At 64.5% G+C, this 12752-nt stretch carries 14 protein-coding genes; 5 read left to right on the top strand and 9 right to left on the bottom strand.

All coding sequences use genetic code 11. The features are described 5' to 3' along the window. On the bottom strand, nucleotides 1–634 hold a 634-nt coding region (locus HX881_RS30620; protein WP_177088311.1), incomplete at its 3' end, for a filamentous hemagglutinin N-terminal domain-containing protein. 123 nt (nucleotides 635–757) lie between these two features. After that, nucleotides 758–1297 (bottom strand): GNAT family N-acetyltransferase, encoded by a 540-nt coding sequence (locus HX881_RS30615; RefSeq protein ID WP_177088309.1) that lies wholly within the window; start codon nucleotides 1295–1297, stop codon nucleotides 758–760. A gap of 129 nt (nucleotides 1298–1426) precedes the next feature. Here HX881_RS30615 and HX881_RS30610 point away from each other — a divergent pair, with 129 nt between their 5' ends. Next, nucleotides 1427–2050 carry a trimeric intracellular cation channel family protein gene (locus HX881_RS30610; RefSeq protein WP_177088307.1) on the top strand — a complete coding sequence of 208 codons (624 nt, stop codon included), beginning with the start codon at nucleotides 1427–1429 and terminating at the stop codon, nucleotides 2048–2050. 3 nt (nucleotides 2051–2053) lie between these two features. On the opposite strand, the gene HX881_RS30605 is transcribed toward HX881_RS30610, so the two are convergent. After that, complete coding sequence (locus HX881_RS30605) at nucleotides 2054–2338, bottom strand: hypothetical protein (RefSeq protein WP_177088306.1); 285 nt, start codon at nucleotides 2336–2338, stop codon at nucleotides 2054–2056. Between the two features lie 208 nt (nucleotides 2339–2546). Here HX881_RS30605 and HX881_RS30600 point away from each other — a divergent pair, with 208 nt between their 5' ends. Beyond that, nucleotides 2547–3125 (top strand): DUF4337 domain-containing protein, encoded by a 579-nt coding sequence (locus HX881_RS30600; RefSeq protein ID WP_017123897.1) that lies wholly within the window; start codon nucleotides 2547–2549, stop codon nucleotides 3123–3125. Nucleotides 3126–3255: 130 nt separating this feature from the next. Here the strand turns inward: HX881_RS30600 and HX881_RS30595 are convergent, their stop codons facing one another. Both HX881_RS30595 and HX881_RS30590 read right to left on the bottom strand, forming a co-directional pair. Next, nucleotides 3256–4578, bottom strand: coding sequence for an ABC transporter ATP-binding protein (locus tag HX881_RS30595; RefSeq protein ID WP_177088304.1), 1323 nt, complete (start codon nucleotides 4576–4578; stop codon nucleotides 3256–3258). A gap of 14 nt (nucleotides 4579–4592) precedes the next feature. Next, nucleotides 4593–6341 carry an ABC transporter permease gene (locus HX881_RS30590; protein ID WP_177088302.1) on the bottom strand — a complete coding sequence of 583 codons (1749 nt, stop codon included), beginning with the start codon at nucleotides 6339–6341 and terminating at the stop codon, nucleotides 4593–4595. A gap of 198 nt (nucleotides 6342–6539) precedes the next feature. Between HX881_RS30590 and HX881_RS30585 the strand changes: the two genes are divergently transcribed. The 3 genes from HX881_RS30585 to HX881_RS30575 all read left to right on the top strand — a co-directional run bounded on the left by HX881_RS30585 (nucleotide 6540) and on the right by HX881_RS30575 (nucleotide 8863). Continuing rightward, nucleotides 6540–7229 (top strand): response regulator, encoded by a 690-nt coding sequence (locus HX881_RS30585; protein ID WP_177088300.1) that lies wholly within the window; start codon nucleotides 6540–6542, stop codon nucleotides 7227–7229. Further along, the gene (locus HX881_RS30580) at nucleotides 7222–8517 is read left to right on the top strand and encodes an ATP-binding protein (RefSeq protein WP_042934456.1); all 1296 of its coding nucleotides are present in this window, start codon (nucleotides 7222–7224) and stop codon (nucleotides 8515–8517) included. The genes HX881_RS30585 and HX881_RS30580 overlap by 8 nt, the downstream gene beginning before the upstream one ends. 112 nt (nucleotides 8518–8629) lie before the next feature. Beyond that, on the top strand, nucleotides 8630–8863 hold the full coding sequence (locus HX881_RS30575) for a hypothetical protein (RefSeq protein ID WP_177088299.1): 234 nt from the start codon (nucleotides 8630–8632) through the stop codon (nucleotides 8861–8863). Nucleotides 8864–8899: 36 nt separating this feature from the next. Here the strand turns inward: HX881_RS30575 and HX881_RS30570 are convergent, their stop codons facing one another. The 4 genes from HX881_RS30570 to HX881_RS30555 are packed head-to-tail and all read right to left on the bottom strand — an operon-like array spanning nucleotide 8900 to nucleotide 12738. Continuing rightward, on the bottom strand, nucleotides 8900–9664 hold the full coding sequence (locus HX881_RS30570) for an ABC transporter permease (protein ID WP_017123891.1): 765 nt from the start codon (nucleotides 9662–9664) through the stop codon (nucleotides 8900–8902). Next, a complete protein-coding gene (locus HX881_RS30565; protein WP_177088297.1) occupies nucleotides 9664–10863 on the bottom strand; it encodes an ABC transporter substrate-binding protein in 1200 nt (399 codons plus the stop codon). The genes HX881_RS30570 and HX881_RS30565 overlap by 1 nt, the downstream gene beginning before the upstream one ends. Next, complete coding sequence (locus tag HX881_RS30560) at nucleotides 10829–11671, bottom strand: ABC transporter ATP-binding protein (RefSeq protein WP_017123889.1); 843 nt, start codon at nucleotides 11669–11671, stop codon at nucleotides 10829–10831. The genes HX881_RS30565 and HX881_RS30560 overlap by 35 nt, the downstream gene beginning before the upstream one ends. Further along, the gene (locus HX881_RS30555; protein ID WP_177088295.1) at nucleotides 11668–12738 is read right to left on the bottom strand and encodes an acyl-CoA dehydrogenase family protein; all 1071 of its coding nucleotides are present in this window, start codon (nucleotides 12736–12738) and stop codon (nucleotides 11668–11670) included. Before HX881_RS30555 ends, HX881_RS30560 begins: the two co-directional genes overlap by 4 nt. Nucleotides 12739–12752: the final 14 nt, after the last annotated feature.

Here is a 12752-nt window from a genome sequence, read left to right as displayed (position 1 = left end):
ACTGGTCGATATTGTTGGCGTTAAGCCCGGCGCCTTCGATGGACACGCTGCCCTGGTCGACCTGATAACCCGACACCTGGCCGTTCTCGACAATAGGTTTGCCGGTGGTCAGGGTCGCCTGCGGCGTGTTGATAAAGCCGCAGCCACTGCAACTGATGCCGTAAGGGTTGGCGACGATCACATGGGCCGACTGCCCCGCCACTTCGGTGTAGCCGCGCAACTGGCTGGGGCTGCCGCCATTGACTTCGTTGAGGATGGTGGTGGCGGCTCGGCCGTTGAGGTTGCTGTTGCCGAGGATGATGCCGCCCAGTTGCGTGGACTGGGTCCGGTCGATGGCGTTGTTGAGGATGACGCCGTTGGCGCCGACGTTGTAGTCGTGGAACTGGTTATGGGACAGGCCGCTGCCATTGGGCGCGGCGATATTGATGATGGGTACGCCATTGCCTGCCTGACCGAGCGTGGTCCCCGGCGCGCTGACCACGATGCCGTCCGCCTGGGCCCACAGCGGCTGCCAGAACATGACGTTCGCCAACAGGAACGCCAGGCCGCGCTTGGGCAATCCCAGGAAGTGCTCACGGTTTTTCAGGGCAGCAGAAGGTTGGCGCGCAAGGAAGGCGAACTGGCGGACGTCCATGTCAAAAATCTCGGCGATCCGCACAAAAAAAACGGGCGCCCTGTTTTGTCTATGAAAGACGCAGGCGACCCGTTTCCTTTGCACGAAGTGATATCAAAATGATTACAAGATATTAAATAGCCATCATTCTGGCGTCAACAACCCGTTGAGCGGCTTCAAATACTTGACCATCACACACCGCAACGCCGCCTCATGCCCCACCGCAACTTCATGCTGCAACTGCGCGACATGCTCTTCTCCAAGACTGCCCGCCTCGACCTCGACAAACCCCAGCCGGGCATAGAACGGCGCGTTCCAGCGCAGGTGCCGATAGGTCGTCAGGCTGACGGTCGCGAACTGCTCGGCCTTCGCACAAGCAATTGCCGCCGCCATCAGTTGCGCGCCGAGGCCGCGTTTCTGGTGCGCGGCATGGACGGACAGTTCGACGATAAAGAACGATCGGTCCATCGTCTCCGCCGCCAGGAAGCCCACCGGCTGGTCTGCCCCATCCACCGCGACCCACAGGGTGTGATGCCGGCATAACTGCTCCAGGTAATCACCCGGCAACGGCTCGCCCTCGGCCACCCAGGCCAGTCCGATCTCGCGGAAGATCGACGCAGCGGAACGCTCGACCGCTGCCAGGGCGGGAATATCATCGGGACGTGCGGGGCGGACGGCAGGCATCGGGCTCTCGGGTTCGGCAACAAAGGGCCAACGATAGCAAAATCACGCCGGGTTTCATCGGCAACACGACTCGCAGGGTCTACTGTTGTCGTATCGTCCAGCACGGTCCCTGACGGAAGCCCCGCCTTCATGAAAACCCGAGTCGAGCATGTGGTGTTGGTCGCGGACCTGGTCGGTACCGCCGTGTTCGCCATCGAAGGCGCGGTCAGCGCCATGCGCAGTGGCCTGGACCTGCTCGGGGTAATGGTGATCGCCTTTATCGTCGCCCTCGGCGGTGGAGTCACCCGCGACCTGCTGATCGGCGCCACTCCCCCCAATGCTGTATGCGACTGGCGCTACCCGGCGCTGGCCTTTGCCATGGGCCTGTTGGCGTTCGTCTTCCATGCGCAGGTGTTCAACCTGTCGACATCGCTGCTCATCCTGCTGGACACCGCCGGCCTGGCGCTGTTCGCCGTGGCCGGTGCACAGAAAGCCTTGAACTTCGGTATTTCGCCCTTTGTGGCGATGCTGATGGGCACTATTACCGGGGTCGGCGGTGGGGTCGTGCGCGATATCGTCCTGGCACGGATTCCGCTGGTGCTGCAGGCTGATCTATACGCGACTTCGGCCTTTACCGGCGCCGCCGTGCTGATCATCGCCCGGCGCCTGGGGGCGCCACCGGTGGCCGCCGCCCTGCTGGCTGGCGCTGCCTGCGTGGCCCTGCGCCTGCTGTCGCTCAGCGGCGGCTGGCAGTTGCCGAAAGTCATCGGCTGAACATCACCGCGCATAGCCGAAGCGGGTGAGGAATTCGGCCTCGATGCTGCTGCAGTTTTCCTGCAGTGTCGCCCGGAACTGCGGGCTGGAAAGGGTGTTCAGGCGCTGTTCGCGGCAGCGCACCAACCGTTCGGCCAGGGCTTCGCGCTCGCGATCCACTTCCAGGTTGAGACGGACGAAATACACCCCCAGAAATACCGCCGTGCACACGATGAACGTGACCAGGAAGGCAAACCAGTTCCGGCCCTGTTCAGGTTCGGGAGCGTTATGGTCAGACGTGTGGGGCATTCCAGCTTCCTGCCGAGGTCAAGCGCAACAGGCACTGCTTGCGCGGCGGCCAATGTAGCACTTCAGGACTGTCGAACGCATGTTCATCGTCACTGCGCATCGTTGCCGGATAACCGTGTATTTGAATCTTCATCTTTGAACTAGAGCCTTCTGCCAGCACTGGCCTTACACTGCGCTCCCCGCACTTTCCACCCAAAGACCAGCGTTTATGAGCGAAGCCTTCGAAGTCCCCAGCCCTCACGAAAAACACGTTGAACACACCACCGAGCACGCCCATGCCCGCGGCGACGGTTTTGCCAGTCGGATCGCGGTGATGACCGCCATCATGGCGACCATCGGCGCCATGCTCAGCTACCAGGCGGGCTCCACGGAAAGCGAAGCGGCGATGGACAAGAACAACGCCGCGATCATCAAGACCGAAGCCGCCAACCAGTGGAACTACTACCAGGCCAAGTCCAGCCGCCAGAACCTCTCGGAAATGGCCAGCCATATCCCGGGACTGGATGCCGCGCACTACAACGCCGAAGCCGAACGCTACAAGAAGGAAAAGGAAGCGGTGCGGCAGAAAGCCGAGGGGCTGGAAACCCAGAGCCGTGAATGGGATGCCAGGTCGGAGGAAGCCCTGCATCAGCATCATCGCTGGGCCCAGGCAATGACGGCCATCCAGATCGCCATTTCGATGGCGGCCATTACCTTGCTGACCCGCCGCGAATGGCTCAAGCGCCTGTCCTACACCGCAGCGGCAGCGAGCGTGGTACTCGGCTCGCTGGCCTGGCTGCATATCTGACGGTAAGTTGTGCCGGAACACCGATCTGCAGGAGCCGGCTTGCTGGCGATGAAGGCATGGAGCCTTGCATCGCCCTTGCGGACGCTATCGCCGGCAAACCAGCTCCTAGAGGTTTCGCGGCGTACGGGTATCAGCTCTCGCCCTCCACGTCGTCCAGGCTGAAGGTCTCGGTGCTGTCGTTGTAGGAGAAGATTTCGGCGTAGCGGCCCCAACTGATCACGCTTTCCAGGGTCTGCTCGACGAAGTCTTCGCTGAGGGAGTCCTCCAGTTCCTGTTCGAAACGCACCCGCGGCGCCCAGTGGCCGCGCCGCTCCTGCAGGACCTGGCGGATACGCGCCGCCAACGGCACCTGGCGCAGCAGATGGTCGGCGAACATGACCTTGCGCTCCTGGGTGCCGTACTCGGCAAACAGCTTGCCCGCCTCGGTCAGGGAGATATCGGCGCCGCGCAGTTCGGCAAAGCCCAGGTGCTCCAGCATCTCGGCCACCGGGAACAGATCGTCGACCTCCAGCAACAACCGCTCCGCCACGTTCGGCAAGCCTGCCCGACCGTGGTAGGGCTCGGCCGCCAGCGCCTCGATCAGGCCGGCCATCAGGTTGGTCGGCACTTCCTGCAGACGGCTGCCCAGTTGCAGTTCGGCCTTGCCGGTACGGGCATCGGCACTGCGCCGGTCGGTCATCAGCGCGTAGATATCGTCGACCATCTTGCGAAAGATCGGGTCCAGGCGGTTGCGCGGATGGGCAAAGGGAACCTTGATCTGCGCCACCACCCGCCCGGGGTTCGAGGACAGCACCATGATGCGGTCGCACATCAGCACCGCTTCCTCGATGTTGTGGGTGACGATCAGGATCGACTTGATCGGCAGTTGTCCGCCACTCCACAGTTCCAGCAGGTCGGTCCGCAGGTTTTCCGCGGTCAGCACGTCAAGGGCGGAAAACGGCTCGTCCATCAGCAACAGGGTCGGGTTGACCACCAGCCCGCGGGCGAAACCCACGCGCTGGCGCATGCCGCCGGACAGCTCGCGCGGGTAGGCGTTTTCGAAACCGTCGAGACCGATCAGGTCGATGGCGGCCAGGGCCCGTTTGCGCGCTTCCCTGGGCTCGACCTGCAGCGCCTGCAGACCCGCCTCGACGTTTTCCAGCACCGTCAGCCAGGGGAACAGGGCAAAGGTCTGGAACACCATGGCCACGCCCTTCGCCGGTCCGGCCAGGGGCGTGCCGTTGTAGAGCACGTCACCGGAGGTCGGCTGGATCAGCCCGGCGATGATTCGCAGCAGCGTCGACTTGCCCGAACCGGAGCGTCCCAGCAGGCCGACGATCTCGCCTTCGTGCAGGCTCAGGTCCACCTCGCTGAGCACCTGCCGTTCATCCTTGCCCTTGCCAAAGCCCTTGCTCACGTTGGTCAGCGAGTAGATTTCACGGGAAGCGCTGGTGTATTCGGTATGACTATTCATGAGACCGACTCGGGTTAATTCATACGGAGTTTGTTTTCGGCAATGGCGTACATCGGCCGCCAGACCAGACGATTGAACAGCACGACGAACAACGACATGACCACCACCCCGAGGGTGATTTTCGGGAAGTCGCCGGCGGCGGTGGTCTGGGCGATATAGGCGCCCAGGCCGTGGGCGACCACCTTGTCCTGGCCCCAGGAGACGAACTCGGAGACGATGCTGGCGTTCCAGGCACCACCGGAGGCGGTGATCGCACCGGTCACGTAGTAGGGAAAAATGCCCGGCAGCATGACCTTGCGCCACCACTGCCAGCCACGGATATGGAAGTTCGCCGCGGCTTCGCGAAAGTCATTGGGGAAGGCGCTGGCCCCGGCGATCACGTTGAACAGGATGTACCACTGGGTGCCGAGCACGATCAGCGGACTGAGCCAGATATCCGGGTTCAACTGGAAGTGCAGGATCACGATGACGAACACCGGAAACAGCAGGTTCGCCGGAAACGCGGCGAGAAACTGCGCCAGCGGCTGGATCTTTTCCGCCAGGTGCGGACGCAGGCCGATCATCACCCCCAGCGGCACCCAGATCAGCGACGCGACACCGATCAACACCACCACCCGCAGCAGCGTGATCAAGCCCAGGCCGAGTACATGGCCGACGTCGCCGAGGGTCACTTCGCTGCTGACATACAGCACGATGTGGTACAGCGCATAGAGCGTCAGCGCGCCGATACAGACGCCCCAGACCCAGTCGACCACCCGCGAGGCGGTCGGGTTGGCGGCAGCGCCCCCGGCATGGCGGCGGGGCCGGTTCAGGCTCAGGCGCAGATGCCCGAGCCGGGTGACGGCACGCACCACCGGACGAATCAGGCGCTGGATCACCCGGGTCCGCTGGATCAGCCGCAGCACCCAGGACTCCGGGGCACCGCCCTGGGACGAGGTGTCCTCCATGCGGAACTTGTCCGCCCAGGCCACCAGGGGTCGGAACAGGAACTGGTCGTAGATCAGGATCACCACGATCATCGCCAGGATCACGTAGCCCACCGCCGAGAGGTCGCGCTGGTCGATGGCCAGCGCCAGGTACGACCCGATCCCCGGCAGCGTGATGGTCTTGTCGCCGACGGTGATGGCTTCCGAGGCCACCACGAAGAACCAGCCGCCGGACATGCTCATCATCATGTTCCATACCAATCCGGGGATGGCGAACGGCACGTCGAGCTTCCAGAACTTCTGCCAGCCGGACAGTTGCAGGCTGCTGGATACTTCTTCCAGGTCGCGGGGCAACATGCGTAGCGACTGGTAGAAGCTGAACGTCATGTTCCAGGCCTGGCTGGTGAAGATCGCGAAGATCGCCGCGCACTCCGCCCCCAGCACCCGCCCGGGGAACAACAGGAGGAAAAAGGTCACCGTAAAGGAGATGTAGCCCAGCACCGGCACCGATTGCAGGATGTCGAGCACCGGCACCAGGAGCTTTTCCGCACGCCGGCTCTTGGCAGCCAGGGTGCCGTAGATAAAGGTGAAGACCAGCGCCGCGACCATGGCCGCGAGCATGCGCAGGGTGGTGCGGATCGCGTATTCCGGCAGGTTGGCCGGATCCAGGGAGATCACCTGGCTCTGCAAGGTGGAAATCGGCGCCCAGGTTTCCCGTGCGCCGATCGACAGGAACAGCAGGAAACCGACCACCAGCGGCATGGCCATCAGGTCCCAGCGATTGGGCAGCAGGCGCCGGGTGCTGGCTGGAATGTAGTGACGAAATACCTTGTTCATAGTCAGCGATTCCAGCAATGTTCCGAAGGGAGACTAGACCAGCCACATGAAATTCATGTCATTTTCGGGGGGAGAATTGCACAGCCCACCCCAACCGCGGCTGAACGATATGACGTTGTCATCACTGTGTTACATTTCCCACCGTGCTCACCCCTTCGAGCCGTGCCTGCTTTCAAAAACCCGACGACCTTGCCGACGATGTCAGACACCCTGCTGCTGATCGAAGACGATCGCCCCCTGGCCCAGCTCACGGCGGAGTTCCTGCGCTCCGAGGGCTTTGACGTGTCCATCGAGCACCGCGGCGACCGGGCCGTCCGGCGCATCCGCGAAGAGCAACCGGCGCTGCTGATCCTCGACGTCATGCTGCCCGGCCTGGACGGCTTCAGCCTGTGTCGGGAAATCCGCGCCGAGTATCCGGGGCTGATCCTGATGATGACCGCCCTGGATGAGAACACCGAGCAACTGGTCGGCTTCGATGTCGGGGCCGACGACTATGTGGTCAAGCCGATCGACCCGCTGTTGCTGCTGGCCCGTATTCGTGCCCTGCTGCGACGCCATCGCCAGGCGCCACCGCAAGGCTATGAGTTCGGTGCGTTCAAGCTGGATGCAAAAAACCGCCGGGCGTGGCTCAACGACACCGCCTTGGCGTTCTCCGCCAGCGAGTACGAACTGCTGGATATCTTCTCGCGCCAGCCGGGCGTGCCGCTGACCCGGGAAAAGCTGCTGCAGCAACTGCGAGGCCTCGAGTACGACGGACTGAACCGTTCGATCGACATGCGTGTGTCACGGCTGCGCAAGAAGCTGGTCGGCCTGGAATGCCCGGTGACCATCCAGACCGTTCCGGCCCAGGGCTATCTGTTCGTCGAAATCGGGCCGAGCCATGTTTGAACCCAGGCGCTGGATGGCCATTGTCGCCGGCCTGCTCTGGACCGCGCTGACCCTGTACCTGCTGTGGCTGTCGGCCGGTGCCTCGGTGGCCGTCAGCGAGGCCAGCTTCCGGCGCCTGATGACCGGCCCCGGCTACCTGATCGCGCAGCAACTCAAGCCACTGTCCGCCAAGCAGCGCGAGGTCAGGCTCGATGTGCTGCGCCAGCACTTCCAGTACCCGGTGAACCTGGTCGAGCGCGACAGCATCGACGTACCGCCGGAAGCGGACACCATGCTCGAACACCACGAGGCGGTGCAGGATGTCGATGAAGAGATCGCCTATTACCCGCTGGACGACGAGACGCTGATCCAGTTCGGTCCCATGTGGGTCAGCGCTTCGCTCGATGACTTTTTCGTCACGCCGATCTACTGGTTTACCGCCTTCGCCGCCGGGGCACCGGTCCTGGTGTTCCTGGGCCTGGGTTGGAGACGCCGACGCCAGCACCAGCGCGACATGACCGCCCTCGCCGCCTGCCTGGGCGGCATGGTCCGCACGCCCACCGTCACCCTGCCCCCCGTGGGCAAGGAGTGGCGACCGTTGCTGCTGACCCTGCAGCAGCATGCCCAGGACATCGCCGCCATGAGCGAGCGGCACAAGGAAGTGTCCCAGGCGGTGTCCCACGAATTGCGCACGCCGCTGGCACGGCTGCGCTTCGCCCTGGTGCTGTTGACCCGCAGCGAAGACGAAGCCACCCGCAAGCGCCTGCAGGAACGCTTGCAGGTCGACATCGAGGAACTCGAATCGCTGGTCCGCGCCAGCCTGACCTTCGCCAAGCTGGCCGGCGCACCGGCCAACCTGAACAATGAGCCGATCCTGATCCAGAGCTGGCTGCAAAACGAATTCGCCCTGCTCGACGGCAACCGGCATCGCCTGGAACTGGAAACCGATCCACCGGGACTCGAGCTGATTGGCGACAGCGCCCTGCTGCACCTGATCGTGCGCAACCTGCTGGGCAATGCCGTGGCCTATGCCCGCTCCCATGTGCGGATCAGCGCCCTGCGCCAGGGTGAAAATCACTTGGTCCTGCACGTCGACGACGATGGTCCGGGCATCCTCGCCGAAGACCGGGAGAAGATTTTCGAGCCCTTCGTGCGACTGTCCAGCGGTCCCGAACAGCCGGGCGGGTTCGGCCTGGGCCTGGCGCTGGCGCAACGGGCGGCACACTGGCATCGCGGCGAGCTGTCGGTGTCCCGTGGCCCGCTGGGCGGTGCCCGCTTCAGCCTGGTCCTGCCACTGCGGCCCGACTGAGACCACAGCCGCCGCGTTACAGCCCGTTACAGCAGCGCTTGCCGGCCATCGCTACCCTGCCTCTATCGACAGGGCACGGATGCTCTCCCTCAACCCAGGCAGGAGTGTGCGCATGGCTTCTTTCAGACAGCGACTGTTGCTTCCCTTGATCATTGCCGGACTCGGCACCGTGGCGCTGAGTGCCAAGGGCCAGCCCGTGGGCACCGAAGTCGACCGGCCCGGGCCGGCACGACACGACGCCCGGTCCCCGGTCCCCGATCTGCTACTGCCGGGAAAAAACGGCACGCTGATCGCGCTCTCGTTCAAGAGAACCTTCGGCCGACGCGCCCCGGGCAGGGTTATCTGATCGCAGGAACGCCTGGGCGCTGGCAAGCGGTAACGCTCAGGCATGCGCCCAGCGCCGATGCAGGCCACGCGCCAGGGCATCGAGGGCAAAGCCCAGCACGCCGATCAGCAGCACCATTGCCATCAGTTCCGAATAGGCCAGCCGGTCGCGGGTGTCGAGGATGAAGTAGCCCAGCCCCGCACTGACGCCAAGCATTTCGCACGGCACCAACACGATCCAGAGAATGCCGATGGACAGGCGCACGCCGGTCAGCACATGGCCCAGGACACCCGGCAGGATCACCTTGCGCAGGGTTTCCCAACGGGTGGCGCTGAGGCTGCGGCTCAACTGCAACCAGCGTGGGTCGAGCTGACGTACCCCGGCCACGGTGTTGAGCAGGATCGGCCAGACCGCCGCGAACGCCAGCAGGAAGTAGATCGGCTGGTCGCCCACGCCCATCAGCATCACCACCACCGGCATCCACGACAGCGGGGAAATCATCCGCAGGAACTGGAACGCCGGCGTGGTCGCAGCCTCCAGGTGACGATAGCTGCCGATCAGCAGGCCCAGGGGCACGCCGATCAGCAACGCCAGCAACAGGCCGACGAGGATGCGCTTGAGGCTGACCAGTACATGCTCGTACAGCTCGGCCCGACCGAGCAGTTCGACCAGGCTGGTCAGGGTCGCCTCGGGCGAGAAACGCGCCGCCAGCCCGTCCGCGCTGCCGAACAGGTGCACGCCGAGCCACCAGGCCAGCAGCAGGCTCAACAATCCGGCGATACCCAGTACCCAGTTCCACAACGGTGAAGACGCCTTGCCCATCAGAGACTGAACTCCTCGCTGCGCTCGAAGCTGTCGGGCAGACCGAACGCCTTGAGCCCACCCACGGCGGCGATGCTGTTGCGCACGAAGCGGTCGTCCACCAGGTCGCGGGCGGTCTGCTGCGGATCGAGGTTGGCAAGGAAGCCCTTGTCGCCCTCGATCAGCGTGTCCTTCAGGCGCCGCACCAGTTCCTCGGTGTAGCTGGGAAACGGATAAGGCTGGAAGTCGATGCGTTGCTCATCCCAGTTGCCATGCTGGATCGCCCCGCTGGCGAGGTAGGCATCACGCTCGACGGCGTTGGGCACCAGCACCCGGCCGAGCACTTGCGGCGTGTGCGGGGTGTAGCGGTTGGTGCCGTCCTTGGACAGCAGCCTGGCGGCCTCGGCGCGGTTGTCGCGGGTCCAGAGCTGCGCCTTGACGATGGCGTTGACCACCTTCTGCGACCAATCGGGACGGTTGTTGAGGTCCTGCTCGTGCATGAACACCACGCAGCAGGCATGGTTGCGCCAGATATCGCCGGTGAAGCGCTGGACCCGGCCGACCTTGAGTTCCTCGGCCAGGGCATTGAACGGCTCGGCGACGATATAGCCGGCGATCCGCTTGCTGGCCAGGGCCGGCGGCATGTCCGAGGGCGGCAACACCACCAGGTTGACCTCGTTGGCCGCCAGCACGCCGTTGGCGGGCTTGCTCACCGGTTGCAGGCCATGATCGCGGAACAACTGCTGCACCACCACGTTGTGGATCGAATACCAGAACGGAATCGCCACCGATTGTCCGCCCAGTTGCTTGACCTCGGTGATCCCCGGAGCCACGGTCAGGCCCGAGCCGCCGACATGGTTCCAGGCCACCACCTTGGCCGGGACCTTGCTGCCGTAGCGGGCCCAGACCGTCATCGGCGACAGCAGGTGGATCACATTGACCTGCCCGGAAATGAACGCCTCGATCACCTGGGCCCAGCTGCGCAGCAGGACCGGGCGCTCGGCCTTGATCCCTTCGGCTTCGAACAGGCCATTGTTATGGGCCACCAGCAAGGGCGTGGCATCGGTGATCGGCAGGTAGCCGATGCGTACCGGTGCGTCAGGCTCCGAGGCCGCGCGGGCCTGCAGGCTGTTGAGCAGCGGCAAGGCACCGCCAGCGGTCAGCAAGGCGCTGAGTTTGAGGAAGTCACGACGTGTGTGGGTGAAGTCGTCCAGGCACATGATCCATCTCCGACGGTTCGGGCTGCGTTGAGTTGAGGGGGTTGCGGCTCGCCCGCCGAAGGGTTTTGAGAATATCGATACGCAGGGCACCCAGTTCATCCACCAGTTCGGCACGTGGCTGCGGCAGGTCGATGCGCCATTCGCCGAGCGTCCGCGCCGGGCTGTTACCCAGTAGCAGGATGCGCTCGGAGAGCAGCAGGGCTTCATCAATGTCATGGGTGATCAGCACCGCCGCGGTGCGGTGTTCGGCAATCACCCGCAGCAACAGTTGCTGCATGTCGGCGCGGGTGACTTCGTCCAGCGCGCCGAACGGTTCGTCCAGCAGCAGCACCTGCGGGTGGCGCGCCAGGCAGCGGGCCAGCGCCGTGCGCTGGGCCATGCCGCCGGAAAGCTGCGCCGGGTACTGGTCGCGGGCGTGCAACAGGCCGACCGAGGCAATCGCATGACTGATCCGCGCCTGGCGCTGTTCCTGGCTCAACGAGGGCTGTCGGGCAAAGTCCAGGCCAAAGGCAACGTTCTTTTCCAGACTCAGCCAGGGCAGCAGGCTCGGGTCCTGGAAGGCCACCGCCACCCGCGGGTGCGGGCCGTTCAGGGATTCCCCGAGCAGGCTCACCTGGCCGCCATGGGGCGCCTGCAAGCCCGCCAGGACCCGCAAAAGGCTCGACTTGCCGACCCCGCTCGGACCGAGGATCGATACCACTTCCCCCGGTTTCAGGTCGAGATCGAAACCCTCCAGCACGGTGTGCCAACCCTGCTCACGGGGGTAACCGAGGCTGATCTGCCGGGCTTGCAGCAAGGAGGTGCTCATGCCGCCGCTTCCCGCGCCTGACGTTGCAGTTCGGCGCGCAGTTGCACCAGGCTCGGGGTGACGATCGGCACGAACGCCGACTCGCGCCAGCGCCGGGCAAAACCGCTGCCGTGCTCGCTCAGGTAGGCCTTGCCGCCGCTGGCCTGCAATTCCAGTTGCACCGCCTGGGCGGCGGACTCGGCGAGGGTGATGCGGATCTGGAACAGGTCGGCGGGACGGGTGAGGAAACGGCCATCGAGCAGACCGTTCTTCAGGGCTTCCACCGCCTGCTCCAGCACATGGCGTTGCTCCAGCAGGGGCTCGCGCAGAATCGAGCGGCCGTCCTGCAGATGGCCGGCGACCTCACTCAGGGCGCGCCGGCTCAGGCCGATCGCCATGCCGCATTGCAGGCCGAGAAACGCCGGGCGTACCGCCGGCAGAAAACGCTTGGCATCTTCGTGCAGCAACCAGTCGCTGCTCACGCTGACCTGTTGCAGGTCGATGGCCGCAGTATTGCTCGATTGCAGGCCCATCAGTTGCAGGTCGGCAGAGCGCCTGACGCCCTCCAGTCCATCTGGAATCGCCAGTACAAAGGGCACCCCGCCCTCCTCGCGCTCGATCGCCGCGGCCACGACAAACCCGCTCTTGCGCAGGTTGGTCACCCAATGCAGGCGACCGTCGAGTTGCCAGCCATCGGCCTGGGAGCGCGCACGCACCTGCAGCGACTCGATGCCCGAAAGGAACTTCATCGCGTTCGACAGCCCGGTCGCCCCGGCCAGCTCGCCACTGAGCAACGATGGCAGCAGGCGTTCACGCAGGCCACGATTCGGGCTCTGCAGCAGGTATTCGATAAAGGCCCGCTGGCCCCAGAAGACAAAGGCCGCCGCCAGGGAATGACTGGCAACGCCGGCGAGCGTTTCCACGGCATCGGCGATATCGCCACCGCTGCCACCCTGGGCTTCTTCGACACCGACGCGCAGCACCCGCGCGGCGGCCAGCCGCGACAGCACCGACTGCGGGTCGCATTGCCCCAGGTCCAGGGCCTGGGCGTGTTCGTCCAGCCATTGGCTCAATGCCGGATCAAGCATGTGGTTCTCTCCTC

Origin of the sequence: Pseudomonas gingeri, from assembly GCF_013386115.1 — a bacterium.
Classification (GTDB): domain Bacteria; phylum Pseudomonadota; class Gammaproteobacteria; order Pseudomonadales; family Pseudomonadaceae; genus Aquipseudomonas; species Aquipseudomonas gingeri.
The sequence above is the reverse complement of the archived record's forward strand: the minus strand, read 5'-3'. Positions and strand labels throughout refer to the sequence as shown.